Annotated in this window: 18 protein-coding genes; 9 read left to right on the forward strand and 9 right to left on the reverse strand. The window is 64.9% G+C overall.

Annotation, left to right across the window (positions count from 1 at the left end):
- Positions 1-496: 496 nt before the first annotated feature.
- The gene (locus AC1KVG_RS18690) at positions 497-1,480 is read right to left on the reverse strand and encodes a LysR family transcriptional regulator (RefSeq protein WP_006451421.1); all 984 of its coding nucleotides are present in this window, start codon (positions 1,478-1,480) and stop codon (positions 497-499) included.
- 162 nt (positions 1,481-1,642) lie between these two features.
- Here AC1KVG_RS18690 and cobA point away from each other — a divergent pair, with 162 nt between their 5' ends.
- The 4 genes from cobA (at position 1,643) to AC1KVG_RS18710 (ending at position 5,330) form a co-directional block, all read left to right on the forward strand.
- Positions 1,643-2,848: a uroporphyrinogen-III C-methyltransferase gene (cobA, locus tag AC1KVG_RS18695; protein ID WP_481095369.1), complete on the forward strand. Its 1,206-nt coding sequence runs from the start codon at positions 1,643-1,645 to the stop codon at positions 2,846-2,848.
- A gap of 16 nt (positions 2,849-2,864) precedes the next feature.
- Complete coding sequence (cysK, locus tag AC1KVG_RS18700) at positions 2,865-3,824, forward strand: cysteine synthase A (protein ID WP_023904961.1); 960 nt, start codon at positions 2,865-2,867, stop codon at positions 3,822-3,824.
- Between the two features lie 251 nt (positions 3,825-4,075).
- Complete coding sequence (locus AC1KVG_RS18705; RefSeq protein ID WP_481095370.1) at positions 4,076-4,582, forward strand: methyltransferase family protein; 507 nt, start codon at positions 4,076-4,078, stop codon at positions 4,580-4,582.
- A 208-nt stretch (positions 4,583-4,790) separates the two neighbouring features.
- Complete coding sequence (locus tag AC1KVG_RS18710; protein ID WP_205393882.1) at positions 4,791-5,330, forward strand: O-acetyl-ADP-ribose deacetylase; 540 nt, start codon at positions 4,791-4,793, stop codon at positions 5,328-5,330.
- A gap of 247 nt (positions 5,331-5,577) precedes the next feature.
- On the opposite strand, the gene AC1KVG_RS18715 is transcribed toward AC1KVG_RS18710, so the two are convergent.
- From AC1KVG_RS18715 to gap, 8 genes are all read right to left on the reverse strand, one after another.
- Complete coding sequence (locus tag AC1KVG_RS18715; protein ID WP_006451416.1) at positions 5,578-6,582, reverse strand: class I fructose-bisphosphate aldolase; 1,005 nt, start codon at positions 6,580-6,582, stop codon at positions 5,578-5,580.
- 362 nt (positions 6,583-6,944) lie between these two features.
- The gene (gene pyk / locus AC1KVG_RS18720) at positions 6,945-8,411 is read right to left on the reverse strand and encodes a pyruvate kinase (protein ID WP_043889404.1); all 1,467 of its coding nucleotides are present in this window, start codon (positions 8,409-8,411) and stop codon (positions 6,945-6,947) included.
- Positions 8,412-8,619: 208 nt separating this feature from the next.
- Positions 8,620-9,273 carry an HAD family hydrolase gene (locus tag AC1KVG_RS18725; protein WP_481095371.1) on the reverse strand — a complete coding sequence of 218 codons (654 nt, stop codon included), beginning with the start codon at positions 9,271-9,273 and terminating at the stop codon, positions 8,620-8,622.
- Complete coding sequence (locus AC1KVG_RS18730; RefSeq protein ID WP_168958783.1) at positions 9,270-10,445, reverse strand: phosphoglycerate kinase; 1,176 nt, start codon at positions 10,443-10,445, stop codon at positions 9,270-9,272. The genes AC1KVG_RS18725 and AC1KVG_RS18730 overlap by 4 nt, the downstream gene beginning before the upstream one ends.
- A 314-nt stretch (positions 10,446-10,759) precedes the next feature.
- Complete coding sequence (locus AC1KVG_RS18735; RefSeq protein ID WP_481095372.1) at positions 10,760-12,118, reverse strand: DUF3999 domain-containing protein; 1,359 nt, start codon at positions 12,116-12,118, stop codon at positions 10,760-10,762.
- Positions 12,115-14,904, reverse strand: coding sequence for a DUF2339 domain-containing protein (locus tag AC1KVG_RS18740; RefSeq protein WP_481095390.1), 2,790 nt, complete (start codon positions 14,902-14,904; stop codon positions 12,115-12,117). The genes AC1KVG_RS18735 and AC1KVG_RS18740 overlap by 4 nt, the downstream gene beginning before the upstream one ends.
- A gap of 183 nt (positions 14,905-15,087) precedes the next feature.
- Entirely contained in the window at positions 15,088-15,558 is a 471-nt protein-coding gene (locus AC1KVG_RS18745) for a hypothetical protein (RefSeq protein WP_043889406.1), read from the reverse strand.
- A 217-nt stretch (positions 15,559-15,775) separates the two neighbouring features.
- Positions 15,776-16,777, reverse strand: a complete 1,002-nt coding sequence (gene gap, locus AC1KVG_RS18750) for a type I glyceraldehyde-3-phosphate dehydrogenase (RefSeq protein ID WP_006451409.1) — start codon at positions 16,775-16,777, stop codon at positions 15,776-15,778.
- A gap of 581 nt (positions 16,778-17,358) precedes the next feature.
- Between gap and AC1KVG_RS18755 the strand changes: the two genes are divergently transcribed.
- The 5 genes from AC1KVG_RS18755 (at position 17,359) to AC1KVG_RS18775 (ending at position 21,255) form a co-directional block, all read left to right on the forward strand.
- Positions 17,359-17,871, forward strand: a complete 513-nt coding sequence (locus tag AC1KVG_RS18755; RefSeq protein ID WP_046932169.1) for an SgcJ/EcaC family oxidoreductase — start codon at positions 17,359-17,361, stop codon at positions 17,869-17,871.
- A 287-nt stretch (positions 17,872-18,158) separates the two neighbouring features.
- The gene (locus AC1KVG_RS18760; protein ID WP_481095373.1) at positions 18,159-18,782 is read left to right on the forward strand and encodes an OmpW/AlkL family protein; all 624 of its coding nucleotides are present in this window, start codon (positions 18,159-18,161) and stop codon (positions 18,780-18,782) included.
- A 116-nt stretch (positions 18,783-18,898) separates the two neighbouring features.
- Positions 18,899-19,513, forward strand: coding sequence for an OmpW/AlkL family protein (locus AC1KVG_RS18765; RefSeq protein WP_023902611.1), 615 nt, complete (start codon positions 18,899-18,901; stop codon positions 19,511-19,513).
- Complete coding sequence (locus AC1KVG_RS18770; protein ID WP_481095374.1) at positions 19,485-20,417, forward strand: S1/P1 nuclease; 933 nt, start codon at positions 19,485-19,487, stop codon at positions 20,415-20,417. Before AC1KVG_RS18765 ends, AC1KVG_RS18770 begins: the two co-directional genes overlap by 29 nt.
- A gap of 13 nt (positions 20,418-20,430) precedes the next feature.
- On the forward strand, positions 20,431-21,255 hold the full coding sequence (locus AC1KVG_RS18775) for an MBL fold metallo-hydrolase (protein ID WP_481095375.1): 825 nt from the start codon (positions 20,431-20,433) through the stop codon (positions 21,253-21,255).
- The last annotated feature ends 52 nt before the right edge of the window (positions 21,256-21,307 follow it).

Below are 21,307 nucleotides of genomic sequence, written 5' to 3' on the forward strand. Positions count from 1 at the left end.
GCTCGGTCATCGGTTGCAACGCCTCACAGTGGCGAACGGGGATCGCGCGCGCGCAGCAAACCGGAATTGGTATACCCCGCGCGCAGACCGCAGTGTACGAACAGTCCTACCGATTCCGAACACCGACCGCCAGCATGATGCAGTTGCACGGTTGCGACATGGACGTACTTGCGGTGTGTCTCATGCTGGTTACGCATGCAAGCGCCATTAGTGACCGGAGCATTCGCGTAAAACTGGCAGGCGCCGTGAGCGGCGATAGTCGATGCGCGGTGCCGCATCCGGGAGCGGGACACGCCGGTACGCGCGCAAGCGCCCCTCAGTGACCGAAGCACTCTCACAAAACCGGCAGACGGTGGGTGCGGGATTGGCCTGTGCGCCGCCGCTGATCGGCAGGTAATGCCTTCGCTTTCCTGCAGAACATGCACCACATCGATCCGGCAAACTTGCAACTTTCGATAGCCGCTCAACCAGCGCTCATGCGGCCGTGGCCAGCCGCTTAGCTGGTAATCGTCTGGGTCAGCGATTCCCAAGTCGGTGGCAGTGGCCAGTTCGGCGCCTGGTTGCCATCCAGCACGCGGCGCAGATCGCGCTTGTCGATCTGCGGCGCCAGCACATGTACTAGATCCAGCGCGTAATCGCGCAGCACGCGGTCGCGCGGCAGCACCGCCCAGGCGATGCAATCGGCAATGGGCGCCGGCGCTGGCCAGGCGCGCAGATCCTCGTCGTTGGCGCTGACCGCCATCTCCGCCACCAGGCCAACGCCCAGGCCGGCACGCACATAGGTCTTGATCAGGTCCGCATCCAGCGCGGTCAGCGCGATGCTCGGCTCCAGCCCGACCTGCGCAAATGCCCGCTGCAACGACGAACCTGGCCGCGTGGACGACTCGTAACTGATCAACGGATACTGCGATAACGCCTGCATATCCGGCGCGGTGCGCGCCTGATCCAGCGGATGACCGCGCGGCACGATCACCAGCCGACGCCAGCGGTACAACGGTACCGCAATCCCGGCGCTCGGCTCGCCACCGGCGGTGCTGACCACCGCGATATCCGCATCGCCCTGGCTGAGCAGATCCAGCGCCGCGCTTTCGGCGGCCTGCTGCAGATGCACGCTCACCTGCGGGTAGGCGTGCTTGATCTGCGCCACCGCTGGCGGCAGCACGAAGCGCGCCTGGGTATGGGTGGTGGTCAGGGTCAGCTGGCCCTGGCTCTCGCGGCGCTGGTTGGCCGCATAGGTGCGGATGTTGTTGGCTTCCGACAGCACCGAACGCGCACGCTCGATCACCTCCACCCCCGCCGGCGTGACCGCATCCAGGCTGCGCCCCTTGCGCACGAACAACAGAAAGCCCAGTTCGTCCTCCAGCTGTTTGAGCTGCTTGGACAGACCGGGCTGGGTGGCATGCACACGCGCGGCGGCCAGCGTGATGTTCAGCTCGGCATCGGCGATGGCGACCAGATAACGAAGTTGGGTCAGCGTCATGGGCTTATATCCAAAAAAGCGCGAGGCGCCACAGGGACTCGACTGTAGAGGAGTTCTATGGGCCAGCTTATAACCGAACGCTATTTCCAGGGTGTATGAAGTCATTTCCGACGGCTATATGCCGGCGTTACGGTCTGGCCCTCCCTTCTCGATGCCCCTGCCGTGCCCCCTGTGTTCCCGCTCATTGCCGACCTGCGTGGCCGTGCCGTCCTGGTGGTCGGCGGCGGCGCCGATGCCGAGCGCGCCACCGCCGGGCTGCTGCAGGCAGGCGCGCTACCGTTGGTGGGTGCACCGGAACTCACCATGCAATTGCGCAACTGGGTGCAGGCTGGGCAGGTGCGCTGGCTGTTGGGCGGGTTTGACCCGTCATGGCTGGAACTGCCCGACCAACCGGTCTGGCTGACCATCGCCGCCAGCGCGACAGCCGAACTCAACGATGCCCTACGCGCTGCAGCCACCACGCGCCGCCTGCTCACGCACGACGCTACCCCGGCCGCTTCAGCAGCGACACCCGCAGCATCCCCCACGCCCCGTACCGCAGTCGGCACGCTGGCCCCCGGCAGCGTGACCCTGGTCGGCGCCGGCCCCGGCGATCCCGGCCTGCTCACCCGGCATGCCCTGCGCGCGCTGCGCCAGGCCGATGTGCTGCTCTTCGATCGCCTGGTCAGCCCGCAGATCCTGCAACTGGCCCGGCGCGACGCACTGCGCGTGGAAGTGGGCAAGGCCGCACAAGGCCACAGCACGCGCCAGGAGCAGATCCACGCGCTGATGCTGGAACACGCCTGCGCCGGGCGCCGCGTGGTGCGGCTGAAAGGCGGCGACCCGTTCGTGTTCGGCCGTGGCGGCGAGGAGCTGGAATTCCTGCGCGACCACGGCATCGGCTTCCAGGTCATTCCCGGCATCACCGCTGCGATCGCCTGCGCCGCTTATGCCGGCATTCCGCTCACCCATCGCGACCACGCGCAATCGCTGCGGCTGATCACCGCGCACTGCAAGGATTCGCTGGACACGCTGGACTGGCAGGCGCTCGGCCAGGAACGCCAGACCCTGGCCTTCTACATGGGTGTGGCAGGCCTGGACAGCATCCAGCAACGCCTGTTGCAGGCCGGTCGCGCGCCCGCCACGCCATTCGCGCTGGTGGAAAACGGCTCGCGCCCGCAGCAACGCGTGATCACCGGCACCCTCGCCAGCCTGGCCGCCACCGCGCAGCAGCACGCCGTGCGCGCACCGGCCTTGCTGATCCTGGGCGAGGTCGCCGGGCTGGCCGCCAGCCTGCACTGGTTCGGCGCAGCGCCGTTGACCGCCCGGCCGCCCCCGCACTCACCCATCGCAACGCCCGACGCGCCCACACTCGCCCACGCAGCCTGATTCCGACGGAGACCCCATGGCCCTGTACGACAACATCCTCGACACCATCGGCCGTACCCCGGTGGTCAAGCTCCATCGCCTCGCGCCCGAGCACGTGACCCTGTACGTCAAGGTCGAGGCGTTCAATCCGGGCGGCTCGGTCAAGGACCGGCTGGCGCTGGCGATCGTTCTGGACGCCGAGCAGCGCGGCCTGCTCAAGCCCGGCGACACCATTGTCGAAGCCACCTCCGGCAATACCGGCGTGGCGCTGGCAATGGTGGCCGCCGCACGCGGCTACAAGTTCGTCGCCACCATGGTGGAAACCTTCTCCATCGAGCGCCGCAAATTGATGCGCGCGTATGGCGCCAAGGTGATCCTGACCCCGGCCGCCGAGCGCGGCAGCGGCATGGTGCGCAAGGCCAAGGAACTGGCCGAGCAGCACGGCTGGTTTCTGGCCAGCCAGTTCGCCAACCCGGCCAATCCGGCCTATCACCGCAACACCACCGCCGCCGAAATCCTGCGCGATTTCGCCGGCCACCGGCTGGACCATTTCGTCACCGGCTGGGGCACCGGCGGCACACTCACTGGTGTAGGCGAAGTGCTGCGCGTGGCCCGCCCGGAAGTGCGCATCACCGCCACCGAGCCGGCCGGCGCTGCATTGCTTCAGGGCCAGGACTGGAAGCCGCACAAGATCCAGGGCTGGACCCCGGACTTCGTGCCGGAAGTGCTCAATCGCGATGTCGCGCATGAAGTCCTGAGCGTGGAAGACACCGATGCGATCACTGTGGCCCGTCGCCTGGCCGCCGAGGAAGGCATCTTCACCGGCATCTCCGGCGGCGCCACTGTCGCCACTGCATTGCGCGTAGCCGAAAGCGCGGTGCCCGGCGCCGTGGTGCTGGCGATGCTGCCCGATACCGGCGAGCGGTATTTTTCCACGCCGCTGTTCGCCGACATCAACGAGGGCTCCGACGACGATTGGCTGGCCGGTCTGCCTTGATCGTCGCGTTGTATCTGCATGCAAGGCCGCGCCCACAGCGCGGCCTTTTTGTTTGTGGTCGATCCAGTCATCGGCCTCGCCTTCCTCGGCATGCGATTGCGTCATGCAATCGCATGGTGCCGCAGATATCTCGGACATCGCCAAGCTTTGTAGATCGCTGCGTGCGGAGCAGCTCGCACTACGGCACCCGCGCACTCCCGTCCATGTCAAGGAAACGTTAGGATGGCGGCCGTGATGCAGGGAGAAACGTGGTGAACAACCGGCCGTACGGACACAGCGACACCCGCGCATCGCGGGCGCCATGGCTGGTCAAGATCACCTCGCCTGCTCACTTCGCGCTGGCACTGGGCCTGGGTGCCTGGCTGCAAAGCGCGTTGGATCTGCCATTACCTGCGCCAACCCTGTTGGCATGGATCGAACTGGCCGGCGGCAGCATCGCCGGTCTCGGGCTGGCGCTGGCGGTGAGCTGCTTCATCCTGTTCGCGCGCCAGCGCACCACCATCATGCCCAGCGGTCATCCCTCGCGGCTGGTGCTGGACGGCCCGTATCGCTTCACCCGCAACCCGATGTATCTGGCGCTGGTGCTGAGCTACATCGGCCTATGTCTGCAGCTGGGTTTGCTGTGGGCGGTTACGTTGCTGCCGCTGCCATGGCTTGCTTTGCAGCTCTACGTCATCCCGTTCGAAGAAGCGCGCCTGCGCAGTGAATTCGGCCGCCATTACAGCGCCTATTGCGCGCGCGTGCGGCGCTGGTTGTAGCTCTCGATTGTCGGTGACATCTGCGTTGCGATTGATCCGATCGATCGCATCGGCACGTTCGCACAGTCGCGGCATGCCATCGACGCGCGGCATCGACGTACGCGCGCCGGGCGGTCGCAGCAGGTGAGATGAATGGGCGATAGCGTGCCCATTCCGCAACGCGCGCCCCATCACGCGTTCCTCATGCAAATCCCTTAACTATCGCGCTATGAAGATCGAAGTCTGGCAAGGCGACATCACCGAACTCGACGTTGACGTCATCGTCAACGCCGCCAACGAATCGTTGTTGGGCGGCAGTGGCGTCGACGGGGCCATCCATCGTGCCGCCGGCCCGCGTTTGCTGGAAGCCTGCGAAGCGTTACCGCAAGTGCGTCCGGGCGTGCGCTGCCCGACCGGCGAAATCCGCATTACCGACGGCTTCGATCTGAAGGCACGGCATGTGTTTCATACCGTCGGCCCGGTGTGGCGCGACGGCAAGCACAACGAGCCGGAACAACTCGCCAATTGCTACTGGCAGTCACTGAAACTTGCCGAGCAGATGATGCTGCATTCGATCGCCTTTCCAGCGATCAGTTGCGGCATCTATGGATACCCGTTGTATCAGGCCGCACGCATCGCCGTGACCGAGACACGCGACTGGCAGCGCTCGCACAAGGTGCCCAAGCATATTGTGCTGGTGGCCTACAACGAGGCGACCTTCAAGGCATATCAGCAGGCATTGGCCGCCCAGGAAACTGCGGCCGCCTGAGGCGCGATGCAAAAGTTGAAGTGACGATCGCCGCGAGGCGCTCGTTGCGTTTTGACTAGACGACTGATGTGCAGCGCAATCACTGCCGCCGACAGTCTTTCAACGACTTCAGTGCCGTATGACGGTGTGGCCCGAAATCGCGCCCGATCAGCGCTGTCGCTCTTGTTCGAGGCAAACAAAAACGCCGGCATTGCTACCGACGTTTTTGTCTTAGCGATGCGACGGCCTTGCAGCCGTCATCAACCGATCAACCCTTCCACTTGCCCAGCGCGGCCAGACCGTTTTCCTTGGCGCGCTCATAGATGATCTGCTGCGCCTTGGCGAAGTTGCCGGTCATGTCCTTGGCCCACAGCTTCAGTGCAGCCTGCTGCATCGCACGGCCGTAGGAGAAGCTCAGCGGCCACGGCAGATTGCCGAGCTGGTGCATCTCGTTGAGGTGCGCGGTGGACTGCTCGTCGCTCTGGCCGCCGGACAGGAACACGATGCCCGGCAGGATCGCCGGCACGGTCGACTTCAAGCACATCACGGTGGACTCGGCCACTTCTTCGATGCCGGCCTGCTCTTCGCAGCCCTTGCCGGAGATGACCATCGAGGCCTTCAGGATGGTGCCTTCGAGCACGACATTCTGCTCATACAGTGCGCCGAACAGCGAACGCAGCGTGGCTTCGGTGACTTCGTAACAGGTCTCGATGTCGTGGCTGCCGTCCATGATCACTTCCGGCTCGACCATCGGCACCAGGCCCTGTTCCTGGCACAGCGCGGCGTAACGCGCCAGCGCATGCGAATTGGCCTCGATGCAGGTGCCGGACGGAATGTCTTCGCCGATGTTGATGACCGCACGCCACTTGGCGAAACGCGCGCCCAGCGTGTAGTACTCCTCCAGACGCGCGCGCAGACCGTCCAGACCTTCGGTGACAAGCTCGCCCGGCATGCCGGCCAGCGGCTGCGCGCCCTTGTCGACCTTGATGCCCGGAATGATGCCGTGGGCGGTCATGTACTCGGCGAACGGCACGCCGTCCTTGGTCTTCTGACGGATGGTCTCGTCGAACAGGATGGCGCCGGAGATGTAGTCGCTCAGCTTGGGCGTGGTAAGCAGCAGTTCGCGATAGGCGCGACGGTTTTCTTCGATGTTCTCGATGCCGACGCTGGCAAAACGCTTGGCGATCGTGCTGGTCGATTCGTCGATGGCAATGATGCCCTTGCCCGGGGCGACCATGGCCTGGGCGGTTTCGGCAAGCTGTTCGATGCTCATGTAGTTCCTGTGGCAGCTGCGGGGGAGAACGAAAGTATAGCGACGAAAGTCGCAGACATTCCTTCACGGAATGTCTGCAACCGATTACACGTGTCCTGCGTGACAGGATGTGTGGCGCGGCGCGCATCGCGATGTGCATCGCGATGTGCACGCATGACGACGATGCCGGTGGCCGCGCATCGGGCGGATGCGCGCATGGGTCTTGTCTGGCGTCTTGCGTGCGCAAACGTTCCGCAACAAACCTCAGCCGGACATGCCACACAGCACAACGGCGACCCACAGGCCGCCGTTGTGTTTGTCCTCGCTATCACCACGCAGCGCGCGTTTCGCACGCGCGCTGTGTCATCACCAAACAGGCGTGACTACAGCTCGCCCAGTCCGCTGGCGCGGCCGTCTTCGCCCACTTCCAGCAGACGCAGCGTGTTGGTGGCGCCGTGGGTTTCCATATGCTCGCCGCTGGTAAAGACCACGCGGTCGCCAGGCCCCATGCGCTCGTTCTCCACCAGCAGACGGATCGCCGCACGTGCGGCTTCGCGCGGGGTCAGGCCGCGGCTGTCGAAGCTGATCGGGAACACGCCGCGCATCATCGCCATGTGGCGGCGTGCGCCATCGTGCCGGGTGAACGCGTAGATCGGCATGTTGGAACGGAAGCGCGACAGGTAACGCGGCGTGCCGCCGGACTCGGTCAGCGCGACCACGCCGGCCAGACCGATGTGCTCGGACAGGAACATGGTCGCCATCGCGATCGCCTGGTCGGCGCGCTGCAGGTTGCGTTGCGCCGCTTCGAAGTCGGTGTCGAATTCGAATTGGCGCTCGGCACCCAGACAGATGCGCGCCATCGCTTCCACCGCACGCACCGGATAGGCACCGGCCGCAGTTTCGGCCGAGAGCATTACCGCATCGGTGCCGTCGATGACCGCATTGGCCACGTCGAGCACTTCGGCGCGGGTCGGGATCGGGCTCTCCACCATCGACTGCAGCATCTGCGTGGCAGTGATGACCACTTTGTTCTGCGCCAGCGACTCGCGGATGATCTTCTTCTGCAGGCCAGGCAATTCGGCATCGCCGATTTCCACGCCCAGATCGCCGCGCGCCACCATCACCACGTCGGAGGCTTCGACGATTTCGACCAGGTTCTCGATCGCTTCGGTGCGCTCGATCTTGGACACCAGCGCGGCATCGCAACCGTGCTGACGCGCGATGCGGCGTGCATCGTTCATGTCTTCGGCATTACGGCAGAACGACACCGCGATGAAGTCCACACCGATCTTGGCGACGATGCCGATCAGTTCCTTGTCGCGCTCGGTCAGCGCGCCCAGCGACAAGCCACCGCCCTGCTTGTTCAACCCCTTGCGATCGGACAACACGCCATCGTTGAGCACGGTGGTGACGATGCGCTGGCCCTGCACTTCGGTGACCTGCAGCTGCACTAGGCCATCGTCGAGCAGTAGCACATCGCCTGCGGCCACGTCCTGCGGCAGACCCAGGTAGCTGACGCCGACCTGATTCTGGTCGCCCGCAGGTGCATTGGGGTCGGCCACCAGGTCGAAGCGTGCGCCGGTGGTCAGCTTGATCTTGCCTTCGGCAAAGCGCTCGACACGGATCTTCGGGCCAGGCAGGTCGGCCAGGATGCCGACCTCGGCACCGACACGTACCGCAGCGGCGCGGACTTCGGCCGCACGCTTGGCCTGGCCGGACGGATCGCCGTGGCTGAAATTGAGGCGCACCACGTTGACGCCCGCCTTGAACAAAGCGTCCAGCACACCGGGCGGATCCGTGGCCGGTCCGAGCGTTGCGAGGATCTTGGTGCGGCGTTGACGTTCTTTCATGATGGCCTCCCTGTAAAAGCCGCGAAACTTAACACACGCGTCACGTACCAAGGATGGCATTGCGGCATAGCCACCCTCGCATTCCGGCATGTCCTGAAGACAGTGCGGGACAGTACGTACGCTTTCCGCACCACGCTGACGCGCTGCGGGCTGAAACCGTGGGCTGCCACCCTAACGCGGCGGCGGTGAAGAACAGACTTTGCAAGCGTCAATGATTTGCGTCGATCAATGCACGCAACTCGGCCGGGGTGTGTGCGATCGCACCAGCACCGGCGGCGCGCAGTTCGGCTTCGTCGCCGAAGCCCCACAACACGCCGATGCTGTGGATACCGTGGTGAGTGGCGCCATCGATATCCATGCGGCGGTCGCCGATCATCACGCAGCCGGTTTTTTCGATCTGCAAACGGCGCAATGCTTCGGCGATCAGGTCCGGCTTGAAGCGGCGCTCGCCGTCTTCGCTGGCGCCGATCACGTTCTCGAAGCACGCACCGAAGGGCAGATGCTCGACGATACGGCGCGCGTAGCGCTCGTTCTTCGAGGTCACGACCGCCAGGCGATGGCCGGCGCGCTGCAGGTCGATGACGACCTCACCGATACCGTCGAACACGCTCAGTTCGGTCCAGCCCACCGCGTCGTAACGCGCGCGGTAGGCGGCCAAGGTGCGCTGCACCAGCTCCGGATCATCCGGAAAGCACTCGGTGAAACTGTCGCGTAGTGGCGGGCCGATCCAGGCGCGCAGGGTCTGCGGCGACGGACGCGGCTGGCCCACCTCGTCGAAGGCCTGCACGATGCTACCGACGATGCCCGGTTCCGAATCGACCAGGGTGCCATCCAGATCGAAGAACAGCGTGGCTGCACTCACTTACCGCGCGCCTCGAGTGCGGCCACCGCCGGCAGGGTCTTGCCTTCCAGGAACTCCAGGAACGCGCCGCCGCCGGTGGAGATGTAGGTGACGTCCTTGGCGATGTCGTACTTGTCCACGGCCGCCAGGGTGTCGCCACCGCCGGCGATCGAGAATGCCCTGGAGCTGGCGATCGCACGCGCCAGGGTTTCGGTGCCATGGCTGAAGGGCTCGAATTCGAACACGCCCACCGGCCCGTTCCACACCACGGTGCCGGCGCTGGCGATCAGCTCGGCGTAGCGCTTGGCGGTCTGCGGGCCGATATCCAGAATCAGATCGTCGGCCTCCACGGCATCGAGCGACTTCACGGTGGCCTGCGCATCGGGCAGGAACTGCTTGGCGACCACCACATCGGTGGGCAACGGAATCTCCGCGCCGCGCAGCTTGGCATCGGCCACGATCTGGTTGGCGGTGGGAATCAGGTCCGGCTCGTTCAAGGACTTGCCCACGTCATGCCCGGCTGCGGCGATGAAGGTGTTGGCGATGCCGCCACCGACGATCAGCTGGTCGACCTTGTTGACCAGGTTGGACAGCAGCTCCAGCTTGGTGGAGACCTTGCTGCCGGCCACGATCGCCAGCAGCGGCTTGGCCGGGTTGTCCAGCGCCTTGGCCAGCGCATCGAGTTCGGCCATCAGCAACGGGCCGCCTGCGGCCACAGGCGCGAACCGGATCACCCCATGCGTGGAGGCCTGCGCGCGATGCGCGGTGCCGAAGGCGTCCATGACGAACACATCGCATAGCGCGGCGTACTTGCGCGACAGGGTCTCGTCGTCCTTGCCCTCGCCGACATTCATGCGGCAGTTTTCCAGCAACACCACCTGGCCCGGCGCCACTTCGACTCCATCGACCCAATCGCGCACCAGCGGCACGTCCACGCCCAGCAGCGCGCTCAAGCGCGCGGCCACCGGCGCCAGCGAATCTTCTTCGGTCCAGCTGCCTTCCTTGGGGCGGCCCAGGTGCGACGTCACCATCACTGCGGCGCCCTTTTCCAGCGCCAGCTTGATGGTGGGCACCGAGGCGGTGATGCGCTGTTCGGAGGTGATCTGGCCGTTGTCGATCGGCACGTTGAGATCCTGGCGGATCAGCACGCGCTTGCCGGAGAGATCGAGGTCGGTCATGCGGACAATGGACATGGGTCAGCTCGCTAGGTCTGGGGATTCGGGAGAGGGGATTGGAGATTGATCGTGCGGAAGCAGGCCGCCGGGGCGCTGGATGTCATGCATTTGCAGACGCGTTGAAGCAGCCGCTGCACGCTGTCGTTGCGCCCACGTGCGGATCGCGGGGGATCGCACATTGCCTGTCCCGCATGTCGCTGCCGACACGGCTGGCGACGCGGAAAGATGGTCGGTCGAAGACGACGGGCAATGCGGATGCCTTGGCGACGGGGGACGCCCATTGTCGGACCTTCGCGCCGCAGCGGCAAACCGCAGTGCGGCGCACCTCGTTATCAGGCGTTGCGATTGGCCGCCGAGCTACGCAGCAGACTCACTGCGAAACCGCCGACCAGCAAGGCGCCGCCGACCAGCAGGCCCCAGAGCAACCAGCGCTTCCAGTCGCGCGGCGTGGGGGCCGGCTGCAATGCTGCATCGCCAGCCAGTGGCTGTGCCTGCGCGGCGACGCTGGCCTGGGCCGGTTGCCACTGCGCACCGCGTTCGCGGCGCAATGCCTGCAGCATCGAGGCCAGCGGCGCTTCAACACGTTGCACACGCGCGCTGCCGGCAACCACTGCGTATGGCGGCTGGCCCTGCGCGAGAAACATCACCCGCTCCGGCTGGTAACCCACACGCAGGATCGGCACTGCGGTGCTGCGCCCTTGTGCGGCGAGCAGCCGCCACTGACGATCGCGCACCGGTGCGGACAGCAGTTGCGGCGGCGAGGCAGCCGCAGCGCCATTGCCCAGGCGATAGGCCAACCACGGCCCGGCCCGGCGCTGCCACGGCACATCGTCGGCATCGCGGCTTTCCACGATCCATTCGACCGCTTCGGCCTGACCGCCGCCGACATCGATCTGGGTGATCGGAAAGCGCCCCGGCAGGACGTAGACCACGGCTGCGTCCTGCGCAGTGCCCGGCAACTCCAGCCATTCCGAGTGGGTGGGCGCGGCGATGCCGTCCAGTTCTGCATCGACCACCCGCAAGGCCGGCAACTCGCCCGACACCGGCACGATGCGCAGATAACGAGCGCCCTCGTCCAATGCGATGCGCCGTTGCTGCAGGCGCTGCGCCTGATTGTCCAGCGCCATCACGGTGGCGTCGGAAGCGAGCACGCGCCAGTCGCGTAGATCGTCGCTGCCCTCCACGCGTAGTTGGGCTTGCACCGGCGTGTTGCCGTCCCAGTCCAGCCACAGCGCGCGCACACGATCGCGCAATGCGCTGGCATCGATCAGCCAACTGCCGCCGGCGCCCGCTGCTGCCGATGTGCCGGTCGCAAAGCGGCCTTCCAGCCGGCGCACCGCGCCACTGGCATCGCGCTCGGCAATCAGCTGCAGATCGCCGTTGGCAGGCGCCGCACCCGCCGGCAATGCAAACAACGGCAAGCGTTGCCGGCGTGGCGCGACGGCTGGCGCTGCGTCCACGGCGAGTAATGCGCTCGGCACTTCCTCGCCACGCGCATCGATCACCGTGACATCGCGTAGCGCTGCGTCATGGGCGCTGCGATAGAGCGCATCGTTCAAGCTCAGCTGGTACATGCCGGCATCCGAGCCGGTCACCTGCAACGGCCATTGCTGACGATAGTCCTGGCGCACATCGGCCGCCTGCGCCATCAGCGGCACCAGCAGCAGCCATCCCCATTGCCTCGCTTTCATGCCTGATCCTTTTCGACGCCATCGTCTGCGACAGCAGGTTCTTCAGCAACCGCCTGACGCGGCGGCGCCGGTGCCAGATAGCCCACCACGGTGCACAACAGGCCATAGGCCATGAACGAGCCGATGCCGAGCAGATTGCCCAGATGCTGGCGATCGACCAACACCAACTTGGCCAATACCAGACCCATCAACAACGCCCCACCTAGCCACAGTCCACGCTGACCACGACGCGAGCCGACCACCCAGCCCAGCACGCCCAGCACGCTCCACACGATGGTCAGACTGGTCTGCGACAAGGTGGCGTTGATCAAGGACGCATCCCACGCCACGCCACCCCAGTGATGCACGCTGTGCAAGGTGCTGCCGGTGATCAACACCCAGCCCAGCACACCCAGCGCCGTCACACGCCAGCGTTGCAAGGCCAACGGCGCCCGCATGGACCATGCCCAACGCGCCAGCAAGGCCAGCACGGCCAGTTGCGCCAGCTCGGCCGGGTTGAGCACGGGCAGCCACGGCAATGGCGCGGCGCTCACCGGATCCAGCAACACGATCAACCAACCGATGCCCAGCACGGCGAACACACAGCTCAGCAAGGCATTGCGCGCAGGATCGAAGCTTGCGCCCTGCGGCCACGCCAGCCACGGCCAACGCAGCAGCCCCACGGCCGCCACGGCAAGCCAGGGCGCCGCGAGCAATGCGCAGCGCCAGCCGTTGGCAAGCACGAAGGCATCGGCCAACCAGGCCGCGCCCAACGACACCACCAACGGCCACAGCAACCACCAGATGAACTGCGCGGCCACAGCGCCGGCACCGTGCTGCATGCGCAAGCACCACAGTGCACGTGCACCGGCCAACGCAAACACCAACCACGCCAACGCGCCCCAATGCGCGAACGGCTGGGTATGCGCATGGCTCTGCCACAGTGCCAGCGGCACGGCCAGCGCCAGCCCGGACATCACCGTCCACACCAACGCCGTTGCCGGGCGACGACGATGGACTTCGGCCGCCATCCACAGCGTAAGCGCGGTAAAGCCCAGCAGCAGATCCGGTTCGCTGCGCAGATCGCCAGCAAAACTGAAGATCTCGTGCACGCCGCAGAACGCCCACCAGCCCAGCCCCCACAGATACGCAGCCAGCGCACGCCGTGGCTGCCCTGCATCGCGCAGGAACCACGCACTGGCGCAGCCGGCAATGGCAAGCAGCAAGGTGCTCATGCAGGTGGCATTGGCAATGGCCATCACGTCGTAACGCCACGCATCCACGCCGAAGGCGACGCCGACCGCCGCAAGCAACTGCAGCGCAACACCGCTGAACTGCGAGATGCGTCGCTGCTGCCGCAAGCCCAACCACAACAAGCCCACACCTTCGAGCGCGAACACGCTGGCGGTGGCACGCGCCGACAACGCCAACGGCACCGCCAGCGTTGCAAAGCCCACCGCCAGCATCGCGTGTGCTTCGCCCAGCAAGCGCGTGGAGGCACGCCTCAGCAGCCAGCTCGCCAGACCTGCATACAGCACCGCCACGGCCAGCGCGCACAACGCCAGCGGCAACCGATCGCCTTCCAGCAGACGCGCCTGCAACGCGAACGCCACCAGTGGCGTGCCGAACAACAGGCTGCCGTCGATGACCTTGCCTGCACTGCCATCGCCGCGACGTGCATGCAGCACCGGAATCGCCACATACATGGCGAAGAACAGCAGCAGGAACGGCTCGGTACTGGCGAATTTTGCCGGGCTGTATTGCAGCGCGCCCCACAGCGTGCCGATGCCGAAGGTGAAGGCGAATCCGAGCAGGTTCAGCACCCGCCACGGACGCGTCCAGGCGATCGCCACGATGCCGGCGTTGAGCACGGCGTAATATGAGAACAGCGCAACATGATTGCCGCTGCCGGTGGATAGCCAGATCGGCGCGAGGAAGCCGGCCAATACACCGAGTACCGCCAGCGTGCGCGAATCCTGCACCACCGCCAGCACGCACATGCCGGCAATCAGCACTACGCTGATACCCATCGCCAGGCCGGCGCCCAACAGTCCATACAACTTGAAGGCAGCGAACACGGTCAGCAACAAGCCGCCGATGGCGCCGCCCTGCAGGGCCAACGCAAAGCCCGGGCGCTGCAGCCGTTGCTTCCAGCCGAAGACCAGGCCAGCCAATGCGAGCACGCTGATCCCGGCCAGCCGCAGCTCGACCGGCATGCGCATCCAGCCCTGATCGCTGGCGTACTTCAACAACGACGCCACACCGGCCAGCAACACCAGCATGCCGATCTTGACCGGCACATTGCCTTCGGTGAACCAGCGCTTCACTGCGCTGGCTGCGCGCGCGATCGGGCCGGGTTCGGATGGGATGTATTGCGGTTGCTGCTGTGGCTGTGGCTGTGGCTCAGCCTGCGCAGGCGCAGTGGACGAAGTCGGCGCATCGGCAGCGCTACGCGCTGCCGAAGACGCTGGAGCTTCTGCCGGCAATGATGGCGGCATCGTCACGACAGGCACCGGTGCAGCTTGCAGGTCTGCTGCGCGAGGCGAGTCGGGCTTGCCAAATGTAGACACACCGACATCGGATGCGTCTTGCTGCGGCTCCCACGTCCTGAAAGGCGTTGGCATTGGGGTATGCACTGCTGCCGCATCCGCGGCCCCTGCCCCGACTCCGCTGGCCTGCCACTGCGCAAGCCGCTGCTCCAGCGAATCCACGCGCCGCCGCAACCCGGCAATCCACACCAGTGCGATCACCAATCCCACCGGCAACGCAAGCAGAAACAGCCCTACTAGCCCGATCATCGTTTCCAACGCAGCAACCCCCTGAGTCGGCATCCGGCCGAATGCGCGAACCATACAGGCTCAGGACGCGTCTGGGCAGCCAAGCCGGGGGGAAATCTCTGCGACGCGATGACGTCAGCAGCTCCGGGACGCAATGGCTGCACGTACGCAAGCGCGCCCAAAAAAACGCCCGGAGAACCGGGCGTTTCAAACTTATTCGCGGTAGCCGCTGTCGTTCTTGTTGTGGATGATCCAGATCAAGTTGCCGCCGGTATCCATCGACTTGCCAGCGAAGACCAGACGGCCCTGGCCCTTGTAGGCCATCTCGTACCGGTAACGGTCGCCGCCGAAGAAGAAAGGAATGAACGCCTTGCCAGTCACGTACGAACCCTGGTCATTCGGCTGCCCGATCAGATCGGTCACCTGCTTCATCGGCATGCCGATCTGCAACTGGGTGAACTTGCTGCCCGGCGCAGGCTTGCCGGTGATCTCGCCCTCGTAATCGTTGACGCCCTTGACGGTCTCGCCATAGCCGGCCTCGACGTCGGACGACTTGATCACTTCGCCATCGGCATTCATCCAGGCCGGCGTACCGCTCTGCTTTTTCGCCGCCCAACTGTTCAACGGAGCCGAAAACGCAATCACCACACCGAGCGCCAATGCACCCGCCAGAAATTTATTCATCGTTATGTTCTCTCGATCCATGGAGTTCCCCGATCCTTCGTACACGACACGGGAACGGCCGCCGTGCGCGCAAATTAGCGCACGTGAGCCTCTCAAAGTCCACATCTTGTACTGGCGACGAAGCGGTGACGGCGCATGTCCACATCACACTCCGACAGACAAAAAACGAAAGGCCCCGGCATGCCGGGGCCTTCAACGCGTCGCCTAAGCGCGCGATTTACTTCGCCACAACCCGCACCATTTCCAGGCACTTGTTGGAATAGCCCCACTCGTTGTCGTACCAGGACACCAGCTTGACGAAGGTGGAGTCCAGGGCGATGCCGGCGTCGGCGTCGAACACCGAGGTGCAGGTCTCGCCGCGGAAATCGGTGGCCACCACCTTGTCTTCGGTGTAACCCAGCACGCCCTTCAGGGCGCCTTCGCTCTGCGCCTTCACTTCGGCACAGATCTCGGCGTAGGTGGCCGGCTTTTCCAGCTCGACGGTGAGGTCAACCACCGAAACGTCGGAGGTCGGCACGCGGAAGCTCATGCCGGTGAGCTTCTTGTTGAGCTCGGGAATCACCACGCCGACGGCCTTGGCAGCACCGGTGGAGGACGGAATGATGTTCTCCAGGATGCCGCGCCCACCGCGCCAATCTTTGTTCGACGGGCCGTCCACGGTCTTCTGCGTTGCCGTGGCCGCATGCACGGTGGTCATCAGGCCGCGCTTGATGCCCCACTTGTCGTTGATCACCTTGGCCAACGGCGCCAGGCAGTTGGTGGTGCACGAGGCGTTGGAGACGATCGCCTCGCCCTTGTAGGTCTTGTCGTTGACGCCGAACACGAACATCGGCGTGTCGTCCTTGGACGGTGCCGACAGGATCACCTTCTTGGCGCCCGCGTCGATGTGCTTCTGCGCGGTTTCCTTGGTCAGGAACAGGCCGGTGGATTCGATCACCACCTCGGCACCGACGGCATCCCACTTGAGGTTGGCCGGGTCGCGTTCCTGGGTCAGACGGATCTTGTTGCCGTTGACGATCAGCGTGTTGCCGTCGACCGATACATCGGCCTTGAAGCGGCCATGCACCGAATCGTATTGCAGCATGTAGGCCAGATAGTCGGGCTCGAGCAGGTCATTGATGGCCACGATCTCGATGTCATTGCCGAAGTTCTGCACCGCAGAGCGCAGCACGTTGCGGCCGATGCGACCGAATCCGTTGATGCCAACCTTGATTGCCATGTTCACTAGCTCCTGCGGCCGCGACAGCGCGGCGGATGGAAAGGGACCGCCATTCTAGCAGCGTCGCACTCGCGCAGCCGTGCGCTTGAATGCTGCGCAGTACAGCGTGCAAAGACGTTGTGGTCAGGTGCAGCCGCACCCATCGCAGGCATCCCCGAACCACTGCCGGTAGACGCAGTGCCGACCCTGGATGTCTGCGCTCGCTGCATGCGCGATGCACGGCCCCACATGCAACGAGAGACCTGCTGATCCAGCGCCAGCATGCACCGCACTGACAGCGGGCTCGGCAATAGCCTGTGTCCTTCAAGAAGGCAACGGCGTATCGCTCTCAAATGGGCATCCGCACGCGGTGCTCAGCGCTCGACGCTCGGCGCAACGAACAATTGTCTGCACAACAGGCAAAACCTGAAGAGGGCCATAAATCCTCATTAAGCTATTTATTTTCAATATCTTAGAAATATCAAAACTACGCCATACAGCATACTCAAGACTATGCCGAACAGCAGAATTTCGGCGCTCCGTGGATTTCGATACTGGCCCTGCCTGCTGAGGCACCCATCAATCACAACGGAGATTCCCCCATGCGTCGCACCCTTCTCTCTCTGGTTCTGGCTCTGGCCGCCACCCCGGCGCTGGCTGGCGGCGTGATGCATTACACCGAAAAGGCAACGCTGCCCGCCGATGGCGAAGCGCGCGAAGTGGCTGCACTGTTCGACACCTGGAACGCGGCGCTGGCCACCGGCAACCCGCACAAGGTTGCTGATCTGTACGCACCGGACGGCGTGCTGCTGCCGACCGTCTCCAACGAAGTGCGCGCTTCGCGGGCGCAGATCGAAAAGTACTTCGAGATGTTCCTGACCAAGAAGCCGCAGGGCGTCGTCAACTACCGCACCGTGCGCGTACTCGATGAAGACAGCGCGGTGGACGCCGGTGTCTATACCTTCACGCTGACCGACAAGGACGGCAAAAAGAGCAAGGTGCAGGCCCGCTACACCTTCGTGTACGAAAAGCGTGACGACAAGTGGCTGATCATCAACCACCACAGCTCGGCGATGCCGGAAGTGGATGCGCCCCAGGTCGCCAAGGTCAAGTAAGTGCTCGGTCCCTGCAGCCATCCGCTCGCGGCCTGCGCCATCGCGCATGCAAGCGGCGGCGCTCCTCCCCCGCCGCCGCTTGCACAAGGCGCATCGCGTTGCACCTCGGACGCGATGCGCCGGTGCGATCACCGCCACGGCGCGCACCGCTGTTGTCAATGCCAGCTCCTGCTCACACCGCTGCATGACCCACAGCGTCATCGCGCCAACGGATTGATCAGGATCAAGGCAGCCCTCGGGCAAACCCACAAGACTTACTCCATCTTCTGCACACGACGAGAATTTCTATGCGCATGCGCTCTACCCTTCTGCTCGCCGGCCTGGCCGCCAGCTTTGCCAGCGTCCCCGCATTGGCTCAATCCAAAGGCGACTGGACGGTTGCCGTCGGCGCCCACCAGGTCGCGCCCAAATCCGATAACGGCCGTCTGGTCGGCGGTACGCTCGAAGCAGACGTCGGCAAGGACATCAAGCCGACCTTCACTGCGGAATACTTCATCGCCGACAACCTGGGCATCGAAGTTCTGGCTGCGCTGCCGTTCGAGCACGACATCGCGCTCCGCGGCATGGGGCGCGTCGGCAGCACCAAGCATCTGCCGCCGGTGATTTCGCTGCAGTACCACTTCAACAGCCGGGGCAAGCTCTCGCCGTTCGTTGGCGCGGGTATCAATTACACCCGTTTCTTCAGCACCGACACCCGCGGCGCGCTGGCCGGCAGCGATCTGGAACTGGACGATTCCTGGGGCCTGGCCCTGCATGCAGGCGTGGACTACAAGCTCAGCGAGCGCGGCGCCCTGCGCGTGAACCTGCGTTGGATCGATATCGACACCGAAGCCAGCCTCGATGGCAACCGCATCGGCACGGTCAACATCGACCCGCTGGTCTATGGCGTGGCGTACGTGCACCGGTTCTGATCCACTGCGTGCGCGGTGCATCTCTGGCACACTGGGCGTCCAGGGACGTGCATCCACCGCCGGAGTTGCGGACAGGTTGGTCACGTCGACCGCCTGTCCGACCTACCGGGGATTCCATGAGCATGCTGATCCGTACCGCCCTCGCCATCGCACTGGCCGCTTCGGCCACACCCGCCCTTGCACAGTCGGCCGGCCACTGGACGACCGGCTACGGTGCCGGCTATGTCTCGCCCAAATCCGACAGCGGCACCTTCGGCGGCACACGTGCCGAGATCAAGGGCGCACCAGCGCTGTCGTTCACCTACGAATACTTCATCCGCAACAATCTCGGCATCGAGGTGCATGCCGCCGTGTCGGGCAAGCACGATCTGGAGCTCGACGGTATCGGCAAGGTGGGGAGCTACTGGTCGGTGCCGCCGAGCGTGCTGTTGCAGTACCACATCAACGGCTACGGCACGGTCTCGCCGTTCGTGGGTGTGGGCATCAACTACACCACCTTTCTCGGTGAAGACGTCGATGATGCATTCGGCAATGGCGATCTGAGCTTCGACGATTCGGTGGGTGCCACCGCGCATGTCGGGGTGGACTTCATCTTCAACGAGCGCAGCGGCCTGCGCGTGGATGCGCGCTGGACCGGCTCGCAAAGCAACGTCGATTTCAACGGCGCGCGGCTGGGCAAGGCGAAGATCGATCCGCTGACCTATGGCGTGTCCTACCTGGTGTACTTCTGATCGTATTGCAGACGCCACGCTGAGGCGTGGCCGTCGTGCGACCGGGACGGCCATAAAACCGTCCCAGACCGTTGCGTACAATTGCGGGATGAAGACCTTCTCTCCCTCTACCGTCGTTCTGGCCGCAGCCATTGCTGCAACACTCCAGCCCATGACCGCATTCGCCTGGGGCCCGCAGGGCCACCGCTTGGTGGCGCGCGTTGCAGAAACCGAACTGACGCCGCAAGCGCGTGCGCAGGTGGCGCAATTGCTGGCAGGCGAGTCGCATCCGAGCCTGGCCTGGGTCGCGACCTGGGCCGATGAACTGCGCGAACACGATCCGGATCTGGGCAAGCGCTCCGGGCCCTGGCATTACGTCAACCTGGGCGAACACGAGTGCGGCTACGTGCCGGCGCGCGACTGCCCGGATGGCAATTGCGTGATCGACGCGCTCGAGCAGCAAACCGCGTTGCTTGCCGATCGCAGCCAGCCGTTGGACGTGCGTCGGCAGGCATTGAAGTTCGTGGTGCATTTTGTCGGCGACATCCATCAGCCCATGCATGCCGGCTACGCGCACGATAAGGGCGGCAACACGTTCCAGCTGCAGGTCGATGGCAAGGGCAGCAACCTGCATGCGCTGTGGGACAGCGGCATGCTCAACGACAGCCACCTCAGCGACGATGCGTATCTGCAACGTCTGCTGGCGTTGCCGGCTGCCGCTGCAATGTCTCCGGCGCTGCCGCCGCCCGCTGCTGCCTGGGCACAGGCCTCCTGCAAGATCGCGATCACGCCGGGCGTGTATCCGAGCGAGCATGTAGTGCCGGACAACTACATCGCCACCTATCGTCCGATCGCCGAGACGCAATTGCGGCTTGCCGGCGACCGACTCGCGGCCGTGCTCAATGCGGCGCTGGCCGCCCCCTGAGATGGAGACGCCGATGCAGCCCGAGGTCCTTACGTTCTTCCACGCCGACAGCAACACCTTTACCTATGTGGTCGCCGATGCGGCAACCGGTGCAGCGGCGGTGATCGACCCGGCGCTGGACTATGCGGCCGACACCGGCGAGGTCAGCACGCACGCCGCGCAGGCCATCGTCGATGCCATCGCCGAACACGGCTGGCAGGTGCAATGGCTGCTGGAAACCCACGCGCATGCCGATCACCTGTCTGCCGCGCAATGGCTCAAACAACACTGGCCACAGGCGCACATCGGCATCGGCGAAGGCATTCGGGATGTGCAACAGACACTCGCACCGCGTTATGCCTTGCCAGAGGACTTCCGCGCCGATGGCTCGCAGTTCGATCACCTGTTCGCAGATGACGAACGCTTCCAGCTCGGTGGCATCCAGGCGCGCGTCATCGCGGTGCCCGGGCATACCAGCGACAGCATTGCGTATCTGATCGGCGATGCGCTGTTTCCCGGCGATTCGTTATTCATGCCCGACGCGGGCACGGCGCGCTGCGATTTCCCCGGTGGCGATGCGCGGCAGTTGTTTGCCTCGATCCAGCGCCTGTATACGCTGCCGGAAGATACCCGTGTGTTCGTCTGCCACGACTATGGCCCGGGCGGCCGCGCTGTGGCGCATCAGACCAGCATTGGCGAACAGCGGCGCGGCAATATCCATGTGCGCGATGGCGTCGAGATCGAGGCGTTCGTGGCGCAGCGGCAGGCGCGCGATGCCACCTTGCCCGAGCCCAAGCTGATCCGGCCGGCACTGCAGGCCAATCTCCAGGCTGGCCGATGCGGCGGAGTGGTTCTGTAACGTTCCAGTGTGGTCGCCACGCGGCGCACGGGGTGCAGCCGCTATGATCGGT

The organism is Xanthomonas sp. NCPPB 3959, assembly GCF_056675575.1.

Excerpts from the sequence above, each read along its gene's own strand:
- AC1KVG_RS18710 (WP_205393882.1), top strand. The coding sequence starts at position 4,791 with ATGAAGATCGAAGTCTGGCAAGGCGACATCACCGAACTCGACGTTGAC.
- pyk (WP_043889404.1), bottom strand. The coding sequence starts at position 8,411 with ATGAAAGAACGTCAACGCCGCACCAAGATCCTCGCAACGCTCGGACCG.
- AC1KVG_RS18770 (WP_481095374.1), top strand. The coding sequence starts at position 19,485 with ATGGCGTGTCCTACCTGGTGTACTTCTGATCGTATTGCAGACGCCACG.
- AC1KVG_RS18755 (WP_046932169.1), top strand. The coding sequence starts at position 17,359 with ATGCGTCGCACCCTTCTCTCTCTGGTTCTGGCTCTGGCCGCCACCCCG.
- AC1KVG_RS18735 (WP_481095372.1), bottom strand. The coding sequence starts at position 12,118 with ATGAAAGCGAGGCAATGGGGATGGCTGCTGCTGGTGCCGCTGATGGCG.
- AC1KVG_RS18760 (WP_481095373.1), top strand. The coding sequence starts at position 18,159 with ATGCGCATGCGCTCTACCCTTCTGCTCGCCGGCCTGGCCGCCAGCTTT.
- AC1KVG_RS18715 (WP_006451416.1), bottom strand. The coding sequence starts at position 6,582 with ATGAGCATCGAACAGCTTGCCGAAACCGCCCAGGCCATGGTCGCCCCG.
- AC1KVG_RS18765 (WP_023902611.1), top strand. The coding sequence starts at position 18,899 with ATGAGCATGCTGATCCGTACCGCCCTCGCCATCGCACTGGCCGCTTCG.
- AC1KVG_RS18745 (WP_043889406.1), bottom strand. The coding sequence starts at position 15,558 with ATGAATAAATTTCTGGCGGGTGCATTGGCGCTCGGTGTGGTGATTGCG.
- gap (WP_006451409.1), bottom strand. The coding sequence starts at position 16,777 with ATGGCAATCAAGGTTGGCATCAACGGATTCGGTCGCATCGGCCGCAAC.
- AC1KVG_RS18690 (WP_006451421.1), bottom strand. The coding sequence starts at position 1,480 with ATGACGCTGACCCAACTTCGTTATCTGGTCGCCATCGCCGATGCCGAG.
- AC1KVG_RS18775 (WP_481095375.1), top strand. The coding sequence starts at position 20,431 with ATGCAGCCCGAGGTCCTTACGTTCTTCCACGCCGACAGCAACACCTTT.
- cysK (WP_023904961.1), top strand. The coding sequence starts at position 2,865 with ATGGCCCTGTACGACAACATCCTCGACACCATCGGCCGTACCCCGGTG.
- AC1KVG_RS18730 (WP_168958783.1), bottom strand. The coding sequence starts at position 10,445 with ATGTCCATTGTCCGCATGACCGACCTCGATCTCTCCGGCAAGCGCGTG.